The sequence below is a fragment of the Pseudomonas sp. IT-P294 genome, from assembly GCF_949767865.1.
Lineage (GTDB): Bacteria > Pseudomonadota > Gammaproteobacteria > Pseudomonadales > Pseudomonadaceae > Aquipseudomonas.
Map to the genome: position 1 here is coordinate 175,260 of NZ_CATKQW010000022.1, position 18,741 is coordinate 194,000.

20 protein-coding genes and 1 pseudogene are annotated in these 18,741 nt (G+C 58.8%); 6 read left to right on the forward strand and 15 right to left on the reverse strand.

Going from position 1 to position 18,741, the window contains the following annotated elements:
- Positions 1 to 5 precede the first annotated feature (5 nt).
- The 7 genes and pseudogenes from ACM6I0_RS15940 to folE2 form a co-directional block, all read right to left on the reverse strand.
- Positions 6 to 911: a His/Gly/Thr/Pro-type tRNA ligase C-terminal domain-containing protein gene (locus tag ACM6I0_RS15940; RefSeq protein WP_414922776.1), complete on the reverse strand. Its 906-nt coding sequence runs from the start codon at positions 909 to 911 to the stop codon at positions 6 to 8.
- A 32-nt stretch (positions 912 to 943) separates the two neighbouring features.
- A pseudogene (locus tag ACM6I0_RS15945) lies at positions 944 to 1,279 on the reverse strand (amidohydrolase family protein); the annotation flags it as partial.
- 67 nt (positions 1,280 to 1,346) lie between these two features.
- The gene (locus ACM6I0_RS15950; protein ID WP_414922777.1) at positions 1,347 to 1,907 is read right to left on the reverse strand and encodes a DapH/DapD/GlmU-related protein; all 561 of its coding nucleotides are present in this window, start codon (positions 1,905 to 1,907) and stop codon (positions 1,347 to 1,349) included.
- Positions 1,904 to 2,779, reverse strand: a complete 876-nt coding sequence (locus ACM6I0_RS15955) for a metal ABC transporter substrate-binding protein (protein ID WP_414922778.1) — start codon at positions 2,777 to 2,779, stop codon at positions 1,904 to 1,906. Before ACM6I0_RS15955 ends, ACM6I0_RS15950 begins: the two co-directional genes overlap by 4 nt.
- Before the next feature lie 11 nt (positions 2,780 to 2,790).
- Complete coding sequence (locus tag ACM6I0_RS15960; protein WP_414922779.1) at positions 2,791 to 3,657, reverse strand: metal ABC transporter permease; 867 nt, start codon at positions 3,655 to 3,657, stop codon at positions 2,791 to 2,793.
- A complete protein-coding gene (locus ACM6I0_RS15965) occupies positions 3,657 to 4,325 on the reverse strand; it encodes a metal ABC transporter ATP-binding protein (RefSeq protein ID WP_414922780.1) in 669 nt (222 codons plus the stop codon). The genes ACM6I0_RS15960 and ACM6I0_RS15965 overlap by 1 nt, the downstream gene beginning before the upstream one ends.
- Positions 4,322 to 5,218, reverse strand: coding sequence for a GTP cyclohydrolase FolE2 (gene folE2, locus ACM6I0_RS15970; protein ID WP_414922781.1), 897 nt, complete (start codon positions 5,216 to 5,218; stop codon positions 4,322 to 4,324). Before folE2 ends, ACM6I0_RS15965 begins: the two co-directional genes overlap by 4 nt.
- An 86-nt stretch (positions 5,219 to 5,304) precedes the next feature.
- Here folE2 and ACM6I0_RS15975 point away from each other — a divergent pair, with 86 nt between their 5' ends.
- Positions 5,305 to 6,501 (forward strand): N-acetylmuramoyl-L-alanine amidase, encoded by a 1,197-nt coding sequence (locus ACM6I0_RS15975; RefSeq protein ID WP_414922782.1) that lies wholly within the window; start codon positions 5,305 to 5,307, stop codon positions 6,499 to 6,501.
- Here the strand turns inward: ACM6I0_RS15975 and ACM6I0_RS15980 are convergent.
- Complete coding sequence (locus ACM6I0_RS15980) at positions 6,498 to 6,875, reverse strand: glutamine synthetase (protein ID WP_414922783.1); 378 nt, start codon at positions 6,873 to 6,875, stop codon at positions 6,498 to 6,500. The two genes, ACM6I0_RS15975 and ACM6I0_RS15980, sit on opposite strands and share 4 nt — an antisense overlap.
- A 144-nt stretch (positions 6,876 to 7,019) precedes the next feature.
- Here ACM6I0_RS15980 and zigA point away from each other — a divergent pair, with 144 nt between their 5' ends.
- Complete coding sequence (zigA, locus tag ACM6I0_RS15985) at positions 7,020 to 8,228, forward strand: zinc metallochaperone GTPase ZigA (protein ID WP_414922784.1); 1,209 nt, start codon at positions 7,020 to 7,022, stop codon at positions 8,226 to 8,228.
- Positions 8,228 to 8,878, forward strand: coding sequence for a DUF1826 domain-containing protein (locus ACM6I0_RS15990; RefSeq protein ID WP_414922785.1), 651 nt, complete (start codon positions 8,228 to 8,230; stop codon positions 8,876 to 8,878). Before zigA ends, ACM6I0_RS15990 begins: the two co-directional genes overlap by 1 nt.
- On the opposite strand, the gene ACM6I0_RS15995 is transcribed toward ACM6I0_RS15990, so the two are convergent.
- Positions 8,875 to 9,231, reverse strand: coding sequence for an NADH:ubiquinone oxidoreductase (locus tag ACM6I0_RS15995; protein ID WP_414922786.1), 357 nt, complete (start codon positions 9,229 to 9,231; stop codon positions 8,875 to 8,877). The two genes, ACM6I0_RS15990 and ACM6I0_RS15995, sit on opposite strands and share 4 nt — an antisense overlap.
- A gap of 27 nt (positions 9,232 to 9,258) precedes the next feature.
- On the opposite strand from ACM6I0_RS15995, the gene ACM6I0_RS16000 reads away from it, so the two are divergent.
- Complete coding sequence (locus tag ACM6I0_RS16000) at positions 9,259 to 10,224, forward strand: CobW family GTP-binding protein (protein ID WP_414922787.1); 966 nt, start codon at positions 9,259 to 9,261, stop codon at positions 10,222 to 10,224.
- On the opposite strand, the gene ACM6I0_RS16005 is transcribed toward ACM6I0_RS16000, so the two are convergent.
- Positions 10,221 to 10,634, reverse strand: a complete 414-nt coding sequence (locus ACM6I0_RS16005) for a DUF3301 domain-containing protein (RefSeq protein WP_285431563.1) — start codon at positions 10,632 to 10,634, stop codon at positions 10,221 to 10,223. The two genes, ACM6I0_RS16000 and ACM6I0_RS16005, sit on opposite strands and share 4 nt — an antisense overlap.
- A gap of 120 nt (positions 10,635 to 10,754) precedes the next feature.
- Here ACM6I0_RS16005 and pdxY point away from each other — a divergent pair, with 120 nt between their 5' ends.
- Complete coding sequence (pdxY, locus tag ACM6I0_RS16010) at positions 10,755 to 11,627, forward strand: pyridoxal kinase PdxY (protein ID WP_285431564.1); 873 nt, start codon at positions 10,755 to 10,757, stop codon at positions 11,625 to 11,627.
- A gap of 113 nt (positions 11,628 to 11,740) precedes the next feature.
- Here pdxY and ACM6I0_RS16015 read toward each other — a convergent pair whose 3' ends face one another.
- A complete protein-coding gene (locus ACM6I0_RS16015; RefSeq protein WP_208670802.1) occupies positions 11,741 to 12,223 on the reverse strand; it encodes an acyl-CoA thioesterase in 483 nt (160 codons plus the stop codon).
- A gap of 202 nt (positions 12,224 to 12,425) precedes the next feature.
- Between ACM6I0_RS16015 and ACM6I0_RS16020 the strand changes: the two genes are divergently transcribed.
- Positions 12,426 to 14,189, forward strand: a complete 1,764-nt coding sequence (locus ACM6I0_RS16020) for a cation:proton antiporter (RefSeq protein WP_285431566.1) — start codon at positions 12,426 to 12,428, stop codon at positions 14,187 to 14,189.
- 18 nt (positions 14,190 to 14,207) lie between these two features.
- Here ACM6I0_RS16020 and ACM6I0_RS16025 read toward each other — a convergent pair whose 3' ends face one another.
- The 4 genes from ACM6I0_RS16025 to uvrD all read right to left on the reverse strand — a co-directional run bounded on the left by ACM6I0_RS16025 (position 14,208) and on the right by uvrD (position 18,582).
- Positions 14,208 to 14,615, reverse strand: coding sequence for an SMI1/KNR4 family protein (locus ACM6I0_RS16025; protein WP_008073570.1), 408 nt, complete (start codon positions 14,613 to 14,615; stop codon positions 14,208 to 14,210).
- Between the two features lie 138 nt (positions 14,616 to 14,753).
- Positions 14,754 to 15,626: a Tim44 domain-containing protein gene (locus ACM6I0_RS16030; protein WP_285431570.1), complete on the reverse strand. Its 873-nt coding sequence runs from the start codon at positions 15,624 to 15,626 to the stop codon at positions 14,754 to 14,756.
- A gap of 178 nt (positions 15,627 to 15,804) precedes the next feature.
- On the reverse strand, positions 15,805 to 16,245 hold the full coding sequence (locus ACM6I0_RS16035) for an EamA family transporter (RefSeq protein WP_285431571.1): 441 nt from the start codon (positions 16,243 to 16,245) through the stop codon (positions 15,805 to 15,807).
- Positions 16,246 to 16,398: 153 nt separating this feature from the next.
- The gene (gene uvrD, locus ACM6I0_RS16040) at positions 16,399 to 18,582 is read right to left on the reverse strand and encodes a DNA helicase II (RefSeq protein WP_414922788.1); all 2,184 of its coding nucleotides are present in this window, start codon (positions 18,580 to 18,582) and stop codon (positions 16,399 to 16,401) included.
- Positions 18,583 to 18,741 lie beyond the last annotated feature (159 nt).

Consider the following 18,741-nt stretch of genomic DNA (forward strand, 5'->3'; position numbering starts at 1 on the left):
CTGGTTCAGGCGCCCGCAATGCCTGTCGACCTCAACCAGTCGCACACCACCTCAACGGCCATCCTGCCGAAATCCTCCCCCGTTCGACTGCGCACACTGACAAACCCGCCTGTTTTTTCTTTTTCCCCGATCACCACCAGATACGGCACCTGCTGACTGTGCTCGCGTATCTTGTGGCGGACCTTTTCGTTGCGTAAGTCTGCACGAGCGCGCACGCCGCTTCGACGCAAGGCCTCGGTCACGGACTGCGCATAATCGGCCTGACGATCATCCATGTTGACGATAATGACGTGTGGCGGAGCCAACCAGTCTTCGAGTTCCTGTTGGCAGGACCAGCAAGAGCCATAGATCCGCTGAGGCGCAGTTCCGCTGATGTGATCGAGGGCGAATGCCTGCAACACTCGGGTTGCTGGCACATGCGGGCCCACTGACACGCACTCGAAGTCCCCAATAAGGTAGGGAGACAACGTCTCAGTGGGCATCGACCGGGATGATGGATTGCAGCACCGGATTGAATGATTGGTTGCCGCCAGTATCTTCATGCGCGCTTCGATGCACGCAAGATCGATCAGGTCTAAGGGACGCTCAAACGTAAACTCATAAAAAAAGCCATCACCCAGTGCAGTCCCGGTCTGCAATTGCGCCTTTGGATAGAGTTGTCTGATGGACATCGCCAGCATCAGCGCGCAGGAGCGCCTCAAGATCTCCAGCCCATCAGGCTCTTGAGGCGTGACAATGCTGACGCGGGCGTCAGCCTCGATCATGAACCTGCAGTCCACCAACACCCCGTCGACCCGACCGGCCACTGCTGCTTTAGCCAAGCCCGCACCGATGCTCGCGGCGAATTCATACACCGACAAGGGTTGGTCGTATTCACGCAATGAACCATCGCTCAGGCTGATGTGGATCATGTCGGTGCACTCGAGGACAAAAGAAACGCGTTCTAGCGCATAAACCATAGGGGTAAACCCTGACAGCTGCCATTTAGACATTTGTCGTGCCAGGCAATTCGCCCCGATACGATCGTGGTGCTGACGCTGTTACGGAAAAACTGTCCGGCGAAGGGTGTCCAGCCGCATTGAGGCAGGACCGGTTGCCTGGAAACGGCAAAACCGTCGGGCTCGGGTTTGATCAGGACAAGGTCGGCCCAATAGCCTTCTCGAAGATAACCCCGGTCGGGAAGGGCGAACAGATCTGCCACGTGGTGACTGGTCTTGGCCACGAGGGTGGTTATCGGCAGGATTTCATCTTCCACCAGTTTCAAGAGCGCGGGCAAGGCAAATCCCCCTTAGATTCACGACCTTCATTCACCAGTCTGGCATTTCGAATCAATACGCTGCTCATGATCAGAACTCGTTCTGCAGGGCTTTGTAGCCGCGCACCAGGTCGACGTTGGTGCGGGCCACGTCCTCGGAAAACTCCGAGGCGCTGACACTCACAGGAGGGAACGGCGACAGGTCGGTATTGGGTCCGATGCGAGTGGTAGAGGGCACATAGAAGTCTTCGGGCAAATCGCGGCCATCGACCACCGAGTTGTGCCGCACCACGCAACCGTCGCCCACTGCGCAGTTGAACAGCACGCTGTTGAAACCGACGAACACCCGATCGCCCACCGTGCAGGGGCCATGAACGATGGAGCGGTGGGCGATTGAACTGAACTCGCCGATGGTCACTGCCGCACCGGACTTGGAATGGATCACCACGCCGTCCTGAATGTTCGAATTGGCGCCTATGGTGATCGGCTCCATTTCACCCGAGGCATCGACTTCGTCAGCGCGAATCACTGCGTAGGGACCGACAAAGACGTTTTCACCGATCACCACTTTGCCGCAAATAATTGCGGTTTTATCCACGTAAGCCGACTCGGCAATCAGCGGTAAATCACCCGATGGATTCTTGCGGATCATGGCTTACTCAACGCGTCGTACAGGGTATTGAGGTTGTATTGGAACAGGCCGGTGAAGGTGCTGGCTGGACCGGTCGCCGCCAACGCATCTGAGTACAACGTGCCACCGATGTGCGCGCCGCTTTCGTCCGCGATTTGTTTGAGCAGGCGCGCGTCCTTGATGTTCTCCATGAACACGGCCTTGACCTTGGCCTGACGAATCTGAGTGATCAGCGCAGCGACTTCGGTGGCCGAAGGTTCACGTTCGGTAGACAGACCTTGTGGCGCCATGAAGTCGATGCCGTAAGCCTGACCGAGGTAGCCGAAGGCGTCATGGGAGGTGACGATCTTGCGGTTGCCCGGTGGCAGTGAACCGAGCTTGGCCTTGGCTTGGGCAAGCAGCGCGTAGATCTGTTTCAAGTAAGCCTGGCTGTTGCGCTCGTAGTCGGCTTTGTTCGACGGGTCAGCCGCGATCAGCGCCTTGGAAATGTTGCTGATGTACAGCTCGGTATTGGCCAGGTTGTGCCAGGCATGAGGGTCCGGCACAGTCTCTCCGTCCTCGTCCAGGGAACGTGGGATAACGCCGTGGCTTGCGCTGATCACAGGCGCTTTGGTCTCGGTGCTGGTGACCAATCGGTCCAGCCAGGGCTCGAAACCCAAGCCGTTCTTGATGATCAGCCTGGCGTTGAGCAATGCCTTGGCATCGTCCGGAGTCGGCTCGTATGTATGGGCATCGGCGTCGGGACCGACCATGTTGGTGATCTGAATATGGTCGCCGCCGACCTGATGCGTCATGTCGGCGAGGATGCTGAAACTGGTAACCACCTGCAGTTTTTCCGCCGCCGACAATGACATCGATAGCATCAAACTAAACAGCACGAGTAGAGCGCGCATCGGGAAACACCTCATTGGGATGTGAGCAAAGGCGGGCGGCGCAGCAAACCGTGTACCGGTCCGAACACCACACAGAGCACATACAAACTGCCTGCGACCAAGACAATGGCCGGTCCGCTGGGCAGCGAGTAATAGAACGACAGCAGTAATCCGAGCCACACCGAGAGGCAGCCGAGCAGGGCAGAAATCCCCATCAACACCGGCAATCGACGGCTGCAGAAACGCGATGCGGCGGCGGGCAACATCATCAAGCCGACGACCATCAGTGCGCCGATGGCCTGGAATCCGATCACCAGGTTGAGCACCACCAAGGTCAGAAATACACCGTGTGCCAATGGGCCGAGGCGGCTGACGGTTTGTAGAAAGAGCGGGTCGAGGGTGTCCAGCAGCAGGGGTTTGTAGATGCAGGCCATGGCGATCAGGCTGAAGCCGGAGACCCAGAGCATCCCCGTTAATGTCGGTCCGTCGACTGCCAGTGCCGAGCCAAATAGCAGGTGGAGCAGGTCCAGGCGCTTGCCGGCGATACCAAGGATCAACACGCCGCCGGCGAGGGAAATCGGGTAGATCGCGGCGAGGCTTGCGTCTTCGCACAAACCTGTACGGCGGGTAATCCAGGCCGCGATGCCGGCCATGCTCAGCCCCGCGCCAAGACCGCCGAGGGTCAGTGCCGGCAGACTCAATCCGGCGAACCAGAACCCGAGTGCTGCGCCAGGCAGGATGCCGTGAGCGACAGCATCGCCGATCAGGCTCATGCGGCGCAGGATCAGGAATACCCCCAGCGGTGCCGTGCTGCAGGCTAAAACCAATCCCCCGATCAGCGCCCGGCGCATGAACACGAATTCGTGGAACGGTTGCCAGAGTTGAGCGACAGCGAGCATCAAGCCACCTGCGTGTGTGGTTGCTGGTGAATCAGCTCGGTGCTCGGCCCAAGGACGCAGCCGCTGCTTTTGATCAATAAGGTTTGGGGAATGTGTTGGCGAACGGCGGCCAGGTCATGACACACAACCACCAGTGTTCGCCCTTCGGCGTGCCAGGTATGGAGGTGTTTCCAGAGCAGCGACTGACCCAGTTCATCAAGTGCGGCATGGGGCTCATCGAGTAATAGAACTGGCGCTTCGGCGAGGCTTAAACGGGCGAGCAGGGCGCGTTGCAATTCGCCGCCGGAGAGTGCCATTAGCGGGCGTTGCTCCAATCCTTTGAGGCACCAATCCTCCAGTACAGCTTTAAGGCGATCGCGGCGTATCTCTGGCGACTGCTTACTGCCCCAAAAACCGGCCGCCACCAACGCTTGGAGGCTGATCGGAAATTGCCGGTCCAGATGTTGTTGCTGGGGGAGGAAGGAGACTGAACCCTTGCGTGGAACATCAAGGATGACCTTTCCGGTCAGCGGCTTTTGAAGCCCCGCCATGACTTTCAACAAGCTGCTTTTACCCGAACCGTTGGCGCCGATCACAGCGGTCAAACTGCCCTTCGGCAATACAAAATCCACGGCGGGGGTGAGTGGTTGACCGGGTGCGCCCCAACGCAGCGCTTGGCAATGGATCATGCTGCCTCCCAGTTCCATCGGCTTTCGGCCACGGCGTCGTGAGCATGCAGACTCTCGGCGTGGACCACGCGCAGGTGGAAAGCAGTAAGACCTGGGGAGCGTTTCATCGCCAGATTCAAACGCCGAACGGCGTCTTCGCAGAACATCAGATTCTGTCCATTGGCCAAGGCAAAGGCCTGCTCATCGGCGCGTTTCACTGCGGTTTGCACGGCGGTCCCGAGTGCGGCCTCGGCGTCGTTGATGAACGCGATTAGCGGGAAGTCATCCAGATAATCATCCAGGCGCAGGCACAATTGGGCGGTGCTCCGCTGGCTATGAGGCGTCGCAACGATGCCCTTTGTGGAGCCAAGCCAGGCCAATACCTCAGCGTGCTGTAGTGGTCTGTTGGCAAAGTCGTCGACGAACTGTTGCTGAATCAACTGCCGCGACAGGGCTGCAGAGCACGGGCAAGTCGAGGAATATGGAACATCGATTTTTAGTTCCACGTGGAACATCGCGTTTTTCAAACGCGCTTCAATACTCACTGGATAAGTTTTCCAGCCAGCCAACGGGCTGATCAGCGCCGGTCTTTTGAGCAGCAAGTCGGTGTGAATTTTTAAGTACGCGCTGTGCGACAGTCCTCCATGACTGTCCAGAAAACGTTGCAAGACTCGCCGTAATAGAGCGGGAGTCAGGGTTTCGTGCTCCAGCATTTCCAGCGCCAAATACAGCCGCGACATATGAATACCGCGCGCCTCGCCGTCGTCGAGACTCACGCCAGCGTCAGCCTTTGCACTCAGCCGTTGGCCATCGAACAGAACAGGAAGAGCAATGCCGCACATGCCCACCCAATCGAGCGGCAAGGCTTGGCGGGAGGCCTGCGCGGCGATATCCGGCAGAGTCAGCGCATTCATGAGCAGGTCCATCGTGGAAGTTGAATTTGCATGTTATGTTATTACATTAAGTTCGACTACGCCTTTTTCATGAACGAGTCTTCAGCATGCACAGACGTCACTTGCTCAACTGGATTCTGGCCAGTGCGGCCTTCGCCTTACCGTTTGGCGTTTCGGCCACGCAAATCCGCAACGCGCGACTCTGGCGTTCGGATGACAAGCTGCGATTGGTGTTTGATCTGAGTGGGCCGGTGCACTACAAAACGTTTTCCCTGAGTGCGCCTGAGCGGCTGATCGTCGACTTGAGCGGGGCCAGTCTCAGCGGCGACTTCAGCCAGTTGGCAGTCGGCAACACGGTGATTCGCTCGATCCGCTCCGGGCCTTTTGGCCAAGGCGATACACGGATCGTGCTCGATCTTGGCGGCCCGGTGCAGCTCAACAGTTTTCTACTGCCGCCACAGGATGGGCAGGGCCACCGGTTGGTGCTCGATCTGAAGACGGTTGCGCCGTTACAAATCGCCGTGGCGCCACGGCAGACCCTCGATAAGGCTCACAGCAAACGCGACATCATCGTGGTGGTCGATCCTGGCCACGGTGGCAAAGATCCTGGCGCGGTCGGCGCCAAAGGTGAGCGCGAGAAAGACGTGGTGTTGTCCATCGCTCAACTCTTGGCCAAAAGGCTCAAGCGCGAGAAGGGTTTCGACGTGAAGCTGGTGCGCAATGACGATTTCTTTGTTCCGTTGCGCAAGCGTGTAGAGATCGCCCGCAAGCACAACGCCGACATGTTCATTTCGGTACACGCGGACGCGGCGCCACGTCTCACCGCTTCAGGCGCTTCGGTGTATTGCCTGTCTGAAGGCGGTGCCACCTCGGCCACTGCCCGTTTCATGGCTCAGCGAGAGAACGGTGCGGACCTGCTGGGCGCCACCCGTTTGCTCAATCTCAAGGACAAGGACCCGATGCTCGCCGGGGTGATTCTCGACATGTCGATGAACGCCACCATCGCTGCGAGCCTGCAACTGGGCAGCACCGTCCTCGGCAGTTTGGCGGGCATCACCACGCTGCATCAGAAACGTGTGGAACAGGCGGGATTCGCGGTGTTGAAGTCGCCAGACGTGCCGTCGATCCTGGTGGAAACGGGCTTCATTTCAAACGCTCGCGACAGCCAGCGCCTGGTCACTGCACGGCATCAGCAGGCGGTGGCGGATTGCCTGTTCGAAGGTTTGCAGCGTTACTTCCAGAAAAATCCGCCGACCGACAGCTACATCGCCTGGCAGCAATCGCAGAAAAAATTGCAGGCCTAACAACCGGCAATCCGGCTACACGTGAATTTGGCGCTGCTGCCGCCGGAACTGGAAAAGCGATTGATCGTGGTCCAGCCAACCCGGCGGTTGTAGCCGACCCAGGCTTCGCCGTCGGAAGCGATACCGGTGAAAAATGTCAGTTGCCCGTAGCGGCTGTTGGTCTGCGCCCAATAGCGTTTACCGGTTTTTTCGAAGCCTCGCAGGTAGATCGTGCTGCCAACCGTGTTGACGCTATAGGCGTTGCCGTCGGCATCTGCGCAGACGAGCAAGTTGGCGCTTCGGGTGCATTTGGCCAGGCTCGGGATTTGCGCCCAGGCATTCATAGTCAGCAGCGGCACAACGCTCAGCAGCGCCAGTTTCAGGGCGAAACGCATCGGATTTCCCTCAGGCTAAACGGGCTTCAGCATCGGTCCCTTTATCGTCACGAGCAAGAGGAGAGTGGCTAGATTGTGTTGTTATACTATAACATCAAGTTAAGCCCGACACTGCGACCGGGCATCCCTTGTGAGGAATCCCTGATGCCCAATCGTCTCCCCGTCACCGTCCTGTCGGGCTTTCTCGGTGCCGGTAAAAGCACGCTGCTCAATTACGTACTGCGTAACCGCGAGAACTTGCGCGTTGCTGTGATCGTCAACGATATGAGCGAGATCAACATCGATGGCAGTGAAGTCCAGCGCGATGTCAGTCTGAACCGCGCCGAGGAAAAACTCGTCGAGATGAGCAACGGCTGTATTTGCTGCACTTTGCGCGAGGACTTGCTCGAAGAAGTCAGCAAACTCGCCCGGGACGGTCGTTTTGATTACCTGTTGATCGAATCCACCGGCATCTCCGAGCCGCTGCCCGTGGCGGAAACCTTCACGTTTCGGGATGTAGAGGGGCAAAGCCTCGCTGACATCGCGCGCCTGGACACCATGGTCACCGTGGTCGATGGCATGAACTTCCTGCTCGACTATCAGGCCGCTGAAAGCCTCGCTTCCCGTGGTGAAACGTTGGGCGAAGAAGATGACAGGTCGATCACAGACTTGCTGATCGAGCAGATTGAATTCGCCGATGTGATCCTCATCAGCAAGATCGATTTGATAAGCAGCCGCGAGCGTCAGGAGTTGATCGCAATCCTTGAGCGTCTCAATGCCCAGGCCGAAATCATTCCGATGGTCATGGGTGAGATTCCTCTGGAAAAGATCCTCGACACCGGCCGCTTCGACTTCGACAAGGCTGCTCAGGCACCCGGCTGGCTGCAGGAGTTGCGGGGCGAACATGTGCCGGAAACCGAGGAATATGGCATCGCCTCGACGGCCTATCGCGCGCGTCGACCGTTTCATCCGCAGCGTTTTTTCAGCTTCATCGACCGTCCGTGGGTGAATGGTAAATTGCTGCGCTCCAAAGGTTTCTTCTGGCTGGCCAGCAAGCACATGGATGCCGGCAGTTGGTCCCAGGCTGGTGGCTTGATGCGCCATGGTTTCGCTGGACGCTGGTGGCGCTTCGTGCCGAAAAACCAGTGGCCGCAAGACGAAGAAAGCACCGCCGCGATCATGCAAAACTGGACTGGCGCCACCGGCGATTGCCGCCAGGAATTGGTTTTCATCGGCCAGAACATCGACTTCGCACAACTTACCGTCGAGCTCGATAACTGCCTGCTGACTGACGATGAAATGGCTTTGGGCGTCGAAGGCTGGCGATTACTGGCCGATCCGTTTGGCCCGTGGCACGAAGAGGTTGCGGCCTGATGTTGGCGCCCAGTCCGAAGCGGCAAACGATCGTTCAACAGGTTCAGGGTGAAACGCCGCAAACTTTGACCCGAATTCTTGAGGACGGCGTCAATCTCGCCGTCTGGAAACGCCAGCTCCCCGTGCACGTCGGCGATTTCGCCTGCTTGCTACTGTCCTTGAACGAGCCGCTGGCCGAGTCGCTGGTGCTGGAAATGCCCAATGATGAAACCGAGCCCAATCTGCATGGCCTGGCCGCAGGTTTCGGCGATCTCGAGGGGTATGAGGGTTTTATCGCCGACGTGTCCTGGCTGGTCAGCGCGTTCTCTTGCCTGTTGGGCGCCAAGCGCATTGGCTTGCGTGTACGGATTCTGGACAAGGCCATGTGCCCGCGCTTTCACGTCGATCATGTGCCGGTGCGATTGATCAGCACCTACGCTGGCATTGGCAGTCAGTGGCTGAAAGAAGGGGTGATGGATCGTCGTCAATTGGGCAAGCCTGAGGCCGAACCTCTGGAAGATTCGCTGATCGAGCAAATTGCCAACGGCGAAGTGGCTTTGCTTAAAGGCGAGAAATGGCACGGCAATGAAGGTTTCGGTTTGATCCACCGTTCGCCGCAACCCGCGCCAGGCGAACGTCGTCTGATTCTGACCCTGGATTGGCTGGGTTAAGGCTTGAGCCAGGTGCCCTGGCTCTGGGCTTCGCAAAACGGCTTCAGATACGCCGCGTCGGTGGCCACGCCGTAATAGTGAATATCCTGGCGGTAAGGCATATTGGCGACTTGGGCGTTGCTGCACACGCCAAAAGCGCCGGTGGGGCATTCGTCGACGTACTGCACCTCGACTTTCTGACCCGGTAGGTTCGGCTGGCAGAAGCCGTCTGCGAAGAGCTTTTCCGGGATGTTGCGGTTCTGCTGGCAGACTTTTACGTCGAGTCGCTCAGCTGTGCTATGTACCACGCAAGCCTGCGCTAGCGCCTCACCGGAACAGAGCGCCAAGAGCAACGATAATCCCGTCAACCGCATCCATTACCTCCCAAGAAAATAACGACCATGTTGCAGAACATTCCCACTCACGTCATTGCCGGCCCTTTGGGTGCCGGCAAGACCAGCCTGATCAAGCACCTGCTTTTACAGCGGCCGATCGGTGAGCGCTGGGCGGTGTTGATCAATGAGTTTGGCCAGATCGGCCTCGACGCTGCGCTCCTGACCCAGGACGCCGATGGTATCGCACTGGGCGAAGTGGCCGGAGGCTGTTTGTGTTGCGTGAACGGTGCGCCGTTTCAAATCGGACTCGGGCGGTTGTTGCGCAAGGCGCGGCCGGATCGGCTGTTCATCGAACCCTCAGGCCTGGGGCATCCGGCGCAGTTGCTTCGCCAGTTGAGCGAGGCTCCGTGGGCGGGCGTATTGGCGGTTCAGCCTAGTGTTCTGGTGCTGGATGCCCAAGCCCTTGCCGTTGGCAAGCCGCTGCCGGAATCGCAGGAGGCCGCGCTGGGGAGCGCTGGTTTGTTGTTGCTGAACAAGTCTGAAGGCCTGGACGGCAATGATCGTCAGCGAATCGCCGAGCAGTTGCCTGATCGCGAGGTGTATTGGACGCAACTGGCTCAATTGCCGTTGAACGAATTGCCGGGTTACAGGGTTCAGGCGGTGGCGGGTGTGGATAACTTCATCGTACCCAAAGGATTGGCGCAGATGCCGGCGATCTGGACCGATCCAGCACTGCCGATATGCTTGAGCCAGCGACAGGAAGGCCTCTGGAGCATTGGCTGGCGCTGGCATCCGAGCCAGACGTTCGATGCCGCGCGCGTTGGAAAATGGCTCCACAGCCTTGCCTGGCGGCGGTCCAAGCTGATTATCCACAGCGTCGATGGCTGGGTTTCGGCCAATGCGCTGGATAACTCGCCATTGCAATGGCAGCCCAGCGAATGGCGTCAGGATTCGCGTCTCGAGCTGATTTTCAGTGAGCCGCAGGACATTGAATCACTGCAAAGCGCCTTGGCCGACTGTCGGTCGGATTAAGGACGCCATTTGGTGTGTTCCTGGCGCCACTGGCTCATCTCGATCACTTCAGCGCGCGGCTTCACGACGTCGACCACCGCTGGCGTGTCATCAAGGGGCATCGGGTACGGCGCCAGTTCGATCTGTGCGCTGTGGGCGCCGAATTGGGTGATGGTGCCGTTGTGGCGGGTTTCACCGGTCACGGTGAACTCAAAGTTATACACACGGGCCAGACGTCGGCGGCCGTTGGCGTCTTTGATGAACGCGATTTTTTTCAAGGCGACGTTGCCGTCCAGCAGCTCGACACCGAGCTTGGCGCAATGTTGCTTGACCCGCTCCAGCGCACGTTCGCGCAAGCCGTGGTTGTGCCACAGCCAAGCGCCACCGGTGGCGAGCAGCATCAGCACGAAGATATTTCCGAGGGTCAGCATCAACGGGTTGCTCCAACAAGGTAGTGCCAGCTTAACTGTGTCGCCGGTCTGTCGTACAGGCTGTGTTTAGTCGCATACTGCGCAGCTCGAATTTCAATCGTTTGACGGAAAAATCACCGCATGAAACGTACGCCCCATCTGCTCGCCATTCAGTCCCACGTGGTGTTTGGTCACGCTGGCAACAGCGCTGCGGTCTTCCCAATGCAGCGGGTTGGGGTAAACGTCTGGCCGCTTAATACGGTGCAGTTCTCCAACCACACCCAGTATGGGCAATGGACCGGTGAAGTGCTGGCACCTCACCAGATTCCCGATTTGATCGAAGGCATCGCGGCGATTGGCGAGCTGGGCAATTGTGATGCGGTCCTGTCCGGTTACCTCGGCAGCGCCGCCCAAGGCCGGGCGATCCTGACCGGCGTGGCGCGGATCAAGTCGGTGAACCCCAAGGCGCTGTATATGTGCGACCCGGTCATGGGCCATCCGGAGAAGGGTTGCAGCGTGCCGGGTGAGGTCAGTGATTTCCTGCTGGAGGAAGCAGCATCGGTGGCGGACTTCATGTGCCCGAATCAGCTGGAGCTGGACAGCTTCTCGGGGCGCAAGCCGCAGTCACTGTTCGATTGCCTGGCAATGGCGCGAGCGCTCCTGGCACGCGGGCCGAAGGCTATCCTGGTCAAGCATCTGGACTATCCCGGTAAAGCGGCGGATGGCTTTGAGATGTTGCTGGTGACGGCAGAAGGCAGCTGGCACCTGCGCCGCCCGCTGCTGGCGTTTCCGCGACAACCGGTGGGCGTTGGTGATTTGACTTCCGGGCTGTTCCTGGCCCGGGTGCTGTTGGGCGACAGTCTGGTGGCGGCCTTCGAATTCACCGCGGCGGCAGTGCACGAAGTGCTGCTGGAAACCCAGGCCTGCGCCAGCTACGAGCTGGAACTGGTGCGGGCGCAGGACCGGATTGCGCATCCACGGGTCAAGTTCGAAGCGACCGCGATCAGCCTCTGATCTGCGTTGACCGCCATCGCGAGCAAGCTCGCTCCCACATTGATCGGGTTGTTCACAAACCCCCTTTGAGAGCGAGCTTGCTCGCGATGGCTATCTGACGTTAACCGCAAGCCTCAAGCATCGCCCTTGATTTCCTGATAGCGCTTTTCCAGTTCCTGACGGATCTGGCGGCGTTGCTGTGCCTGGATGAAGCGGCGTTTGTCTTCGCTGTTCTGAGGCTGCAGCGGCGGCACTGAAGCCGGTTTACGGTCGTCATCCACCGCCACCATGGTGAAGAAGCAGCTATTGGTGTGGCGCACCGAGCGCTCGCGAATGTTCTCCGTCACCACCTTGATGCCCACTTCCATGGACGTGTTGCCGGTGTAGTTGACCGATGCCAGAAAGGTCACCAATTCGCCGACATGAATCGGCTCGCGGAAAATCACCTGATCCACCGACAAGGTCACCACGTAGCGGCCGGCATAACGGCTGGCGCAGGCGTAGGCCACTTCGTCTAGGTATTTGAGCAGGGTGCCACCGTGGACATTGCCAGAGAAATTGGCCATGTCGGGAGTCATCAATACCGTCATCGACAGCTGGGCGTTTCCGGGTTCCATAGCGTTCTCACGGTTCAAGGCAGAATTTCGGAAGGGCGGCGCCTCTATGGGGGCCTGGTAGGTTTTTTCAAACCACAGTTATCGGGACGCCGGGCGGGTGATCGCCGTCACGCCGGATCGATCTGTTTCCATATATTGCACCGCCTTTCTGGCGGAAGTCGCGGTGTTACCCTCCAAAAGTCCACCTCAAGGAGCCCACACCATGCATGCCATCAGTTTTATTCAGGATCTGGCGGTGATCATGTTGGTCGCGGGCGTGGTAACCGTGCTGTTCCATCGGTTCAAGCAGCCGGTGGTGTTGGGCTACATCGTCGCCGGCTTCATCATCGGCCCGCACACACCGCCGTTCGGCCTGATTCACGACGAAGAAACCATCAAGACCCTCGCCGAACTCGGAGTGATTTTCCTGATGTTCTGCCTGGGCCTGGAGTTCAGTCTGCGAAAGCTGTTCAAGGTCGGTGCCACGGCGTTTATCGCGGCGTTTCTCGAAATTGTGCTGATGATCTGGATCGGTTACGAAATCGGCCGTTGGTTCGACTGGAACACCATGGATTCATTGTTCCTGGGCGCGATCCTGGCGATTTCCTCGACCACCATCATCGTCAAGGCGCTCAACGACCTGAAGATGAAGAACGAGCGCTTTGCGCAATTGATCTTCGGCGTGCTCATCGTCGAGGACATCCTCGGCATCGGCATCATTGCCTTGCTGTCGAGCATCGCCGTCAGCGGCACGGTCAGCTCCGGCGAAGTGTTTTCCACGGTGGGCAAGCTCTCGCTGTTCATGATCGTTGCACTGGTGATCGGCATCCTGCTGGTGCCTCGGCTGTTGGCTTATGTGGCGAAATTCGACAGTAACGAAATGCTGCTGATCACGGTCCTCGGGCTATGTTTCGGCTTCTGCCTGCTGGTGGTAAAACTCGAATACAGCATGGTCCTGGGCGCGTTCCTGATTGGCGCGATCATGGCCGAGTCCCGCCAATTGCTGAAAATTGAGCGCTTGATCGAGCCGGTTCGCGACTTGTTCAGTGCGATTTTCTTTGTCGCCATCGGGCTGATGCTTGATCCGATGATCCTGTTGCAATACGCCTGGCCGATCGCCGTGATCACTGTGGCGGTGGTACTGGGCAAGATGCTGTCCTGCGGTCTTGGTGCCTTTATCGCCGGCAATGACGGACGCACCTCTCTACGGGTCGGGATGGGTCTTTCGCAGATTGGCGAATTCTCCTTCATCATCGCCGCACTGGGCATGACCCTGCAGGTCACCAGCAACTTCCTGTACCCGGTCGCCGTGGCAGTTTCGGTGATTACCACGTTGCTGACACCGTATCTGATCCGTGCGGCTGATCCGCTGTCGATCAGGCTTGCCGCAGTGATGCCGCAGCGACTGGGTCGAGTGTTGGGAATGTATGGCGAGTGGTTGCGCAGCATTCAGCCTCAGGGCGAGGGCGCACTGCTGGCGTCGATGATTCGGCGGATTCTGTTGCAGGTGGGGGTCAATCTGGCGCTGGTGATTGCGATCTTCTTTTCAGGCGCGTTCTTCGCCGAACGGATGTCCACTTATTTGCAAGACTGGATCAGCGATTCGAGCTGGCAGAAGGCGTTGATCTGGGGTGGGGCGCTGCTGCTGTCGCTGCCGTTCCTGATCGCCGCCTATCGCAAGCTCAAGGCGCTGTCGATGTTGTTGGCGGAGATGGGCGTGAAGCCGGACGTGGCCGGCCGGCACACGCAGCGAGTGCGACGGGTGATCGCCGAAGTGATCCCGATCCTCTCGCTGCTGGTGATCTTCCTGCTGCTGGCAGCCTTGTCGGCCAGTATTCTGCCGACCAACAAGTTGCTGGTATTGATCGCCGTGGTCGCGGCCGCGGTGGCGGCCTTGCTCTGGCGCTGGTTCATTCGCGTGCACACGCGCATGCAGGTGGCCTTGCTCGAAACCCTGGACAACCACAAGGATTCATCCGGGCATTGACCCTGTGCCGCTGGTTACTCAGCTTTCCAGCCAGACGTCCCGCGCCCAGTGCCACACCGATTCCCAGGTTTCTTCGGCGAGCAGCTCTTCTTCTGCGAGCCACAACACTACGGTGCCGTCTTCTTCGACGAGGTAGTAGTTATCGCCGTCCTGGCAGATCGGGATCATGCTGCGGTCAACACCTGCGTCCCAGGCGTTGGCGGCAACGTCCGGCAGGTAGGTGTGGGATTGTGGATCGGTGACTGTCACCGGCTCCAGGCTGCCGTAGACCACATCGCTGACGGTCAGCAAGAACTCTCTGAAGACAAACGGGATGTCGATGAACAGTTGTTCCTCGATTTCTACGATCTGGTCTTCGTCTGGCAATTCCAAGGGGACCGGTACCGGTTCGTTGGCTTCACGCAGTTGTTCGATGATTTCTTCCACGTCCGGGATCCTCTTGCTTGATGGCGCGGTGTTTATATGGGGCGGTTTATACAGTAGCTCGCTATAGATGCAACTGCGAAATAGAAAACCCCGGACAAGTCCGGGGTTTTTATTACTGCCTGTTTAACGCAGAGGTGATCAGCCGTTCTGGCGGATACCAGCGACCAGCCAAGGCTGGTTCTCGCCTTGCGGACGTTCCATGTTCCAGCTTTCGCTGAACACTTCGCCCTGATCGAAACGTGAAGTCTTCGATACGCCGCTGAAGGTCAGGGTGGCGATGGTCTTGTCCGCACGGTCATCCACACCATCCAGTTGCACATGGAGGTTATCGATGTAGGTCGACTGGAAACCGTCGCCCAGGTCCGCGCGTTCGCGTTTGAGGAACTCCAGCATTTGCGGGGTCACGAACTCGGCGATCTTGTCCATTTCGTTGGCGTCCCAGTGCTGTTGCAGGGACTGGAAGTGGTTGCGGGCCGCTTCAATGAAGTTCTGTTCATTGAACCAGGCTGGAGCGTTGATTACCGGACGAGCGGCAGCAGGTGCTGGCGCGCCACCGAAGATCGAACCGCCAGCAGGCTTGTTCTCGAACACTTCACGCTGCATCGGTGCGTGGCCAGCCGGAGCCATGTGCTCCTGTTGCTTGCGACGACGGGCGGCGATGAAGCGGAAGATCAGGAAGGCGATGACCGCCATGATCAGGATGTCGAAAATCTGCATGCCCTGGAAGCCGCCGCCCATGAACATGGAGGCCAGCAGGCCGCCGGCTGCGATACCGGCCAGAGGGCCGAGCCAGCGCGAAGCACCGCCGGCCTTGGCCGCAGCGCCAGCGGCACCGGCAGCACCGGCGGTCGCCGCAGCGCCACCGGCAGCAGAAGAAGGGGCCATTTGGCTGGTCTGGTGGGTCGGCGCGGCGCCGACGCTTTTGCCGCCACCAAAGCGCTTGGCGTTGGCGTCGAGGCTCATCGTCAGGCCGATGCACAACGCCATGGCGATGCTAAGAAAACGTTTCATAAAGGGAATTCCCATTTGTGGATGGCACGCGCGCCATGTTGCACAGCGAATGTGTTACTGGCTAGCGGCAGAGTGTTTCGGGCTTTTGCCTGACAGCTTGTGTTCAGCTTCGGTCAGCGCAATAAGGCCTGTTAACTTTGGTCCGTAGGATAAGTGGATAGTTTCTGTAGGACGATGCCTAGCGTCGCAACGCCAGCATGACCACGCCGGCTGTAATCAAGCCGATACCGCCCCATTGGCGCAGGTCGAGTTTTTCGCCCAGCAGGACCACGCTGAGCACCGCCACCAGCACCACGCTGAGTTTGTCCACCGGGGCGACCAATGAGGCCGGTCCCACTTTCAGTGCGCGGAAATAGCAGATCCACGAGGCACCGGTGGCCAATCCGGACAGCAGCAGAAACAGGTAGCTCCTGGCCGAGATCGATCCTAATGATTGATATTGGCCCGTGGCGTACAAAATCAAGGCCAGGCTGATGAGAACTACCACGGTGCGCAACAGGGTGGCGAAGTCGGAATTGACGTTTTCGATGCCAATCTTGGCGAATAGGGCGGTCATCGCAGCGAATGCCGCCGACATCAGGGCCCAGAATGTCCAAGAAGAAAAGAAACCTGAGCCCATGTTGTTGCGCCTTTCCTTTGTAGATAGATCGTTCCCACGTTCAGCGTGGTAACGCCGCCATGGACGCTCTGCGTCCCACTGTGACGCGGAGCGTCACGGGATGCATCCCACGCAGAGCGTGGGAACGATCAGACATAAGCTATTAAATAGCTTCTAAATAGCTTCCAGCTTCGCGTAACCCAACATCAGCCATTTGCTGCCTTCACTGAAGTTCACCTGCACCCGAGCTTGAGCCCCTGCGCCTTCGAAATTCAGGATCACGCCGTCGCCAAACACCGAATGCCGTACGGCCTGACCGAGGCTGAACCCGGTGTCCGGGATTTCACTACCGCCAAACAGGCTGCTGGAACTTTGTTGCTGACCGCCACCGAACGGACGGCTGACGCTGTTGGACAATCGCACTTCCTGGATCAGGCCCTTGGGCACTTCACGGACGAAACGCGAGACTTTGTTGTAGGTCTCGCTGCCGTACAGGCGTCGGGTTTCAGCATAGGTCATCACCAGGTTCTGCATCGCCCGGGTGATACCGACGTAGGCCAAACGACGTTCTTCTTCAAGGCGGCCGGGCTCTTCCAGGCTCATCTTGTGCGGGAACAGACCTTCTTCCATGCCCACCAGGAACACGTAAGGGAATTCCAGCCCTTTCGCACTGTGCAAGGTCATCAGCTGAATGCTGTCTTCATGCTCGTCGGCCTGAGTGTCTCCGGCCTCCAACGATGCGTGACCGAGGAACGCCGCCAATGGCGACAAGTCTTCGTCTTCTTCTGCGTTTTCGAAGTTGCGAGCGGCGCTGACCAGCTCCTCAAGGTTTTCTACCCGGGCCTGGCCTTTCTCGCCTTTTTCCGCTTCGTGGTAGGCAATCAACCCGGATTGCTCGATGACCATCTGGGTCATCAAGTGCAGTGGCATGTCCATGCATTTGGCGGCGAGGGTCTCGATCAGCTCGATAAACGCCCCAAGCGCACCAGCTGCACGTCCGGTCAGGCCTTTATTGGCGACCAGCAAGCGCATGGCTTCCCACATCGACACATCGCTGTGGCGCGCATGATCTCGAATCGCTTCAACGGTTTTCTCGCCGATACCACGAGCCGGAACGTTAATCACCCGTTCCAGAGCTGCATCGTTGCCACGGCCTTCGAGCAAACGCAGGTAAGCCATGGCGTTCTTGATTTCCGCGCGTTCGAAGAAGCGCTGACCGCCATAGATGCGGTACGGAATGCGCTCGCGCAACAAGGCTTCTTCCAAAACGCGCGATTGGGCGTTGGAGCGGTACAAAATCGCGATATCACTGCGGGCCAAGCCGGTTTTCAGCGCGCTTTCAATGGTTTCCACCACATAGCGTGCTTCGTCATGTTCGTTGAACGCGGCGTACAAATTGATCGCTTCGCCTTCGCCGCCATCGGTCCACAGCTCTTTGCCCATGCGCCCGGTGTTGTTGGCGATCAGGGCGTTGGCAGCCTTGAGAATGCCGGCGGTGGAGCGGTAGTTCTGCTCCAGACGAATAGTCTCGGCATCCGGGAAATCGTCCGAATACTGATAGATGTTCTCGATCTTCGCGCCACGCCAGCCGTAGATCGACTGATCGTCGTCGCCCACCACCATCAGGCTGTCGCCGCCCTTGGCCAGCAGGCGCAACCAGGCGTACTGCACGGCGTTGGTGTCCTGGAACTCGTCCACCAGAATGTGCCGGAAGCGCTTCTGATAATGGGCAAGCAACCCAGGGTGATCGCGCCACAGGTCGAGTGCGCGCAGCAGGAGTTCGGAGAAATCGATCACGCCCGCTCGCAGGCACGCGGCCTCGTAGGCCTCATAGATGCTGCGCATGGTCGCCAGGAACAAGTCGCCGCTGGCTTGAATGTGTTGAGGGCGCAGACCTTCGTCTTTCTGCCCGTTGATGAACCACTGGGCCTGACGGGCCGGCCAGCGTTGTTCGTCCAGGCCCAGCTCGCGGATCACCCGCTTGACCAGCCGTTGCTGGTCATCACTGTCCAGAATCTGGAACGTCTGGCTCAGGCCGGCTTCCTGCCAATGCGCCCGCAACAAACGGTGCGCCAGGCCGTGGAAGGTGCCGACCCACATGCCGGCCGGGTTGATACCCATCAGCTGCTCGATGCGATGACGCATCTCGGCAGCGGCCTTATTGGTGAAGGTCACCGACAGGATCGAGTGGGGCGAGGCGTTCTCGACCTGGATCAACCAGGCGATACGGTGCACCAGCACTCGGGTTTTACCGGAACCAGCACCGGCCAGGACCAACTGACGACCCACGCGGGCAGCTACGGCCTGGCGTTGGGCATCGTTGAGGGAGTTCAGCAGAAGGGAGAGATCATCGCGCATCGGGGCATTCTAGGGTGCGCCGCCACACCGGGCAAACCGAGCTTTGCATTAGCCGATGAAAGAAGCATGGATGACGACCGGTCGGTCACTCGCTGCAAGCGTTGGCGGGGCTCGCTTAAAGGGTTTTCAGCGGGCGACGGGGGGCTGACGTTTTGTTGT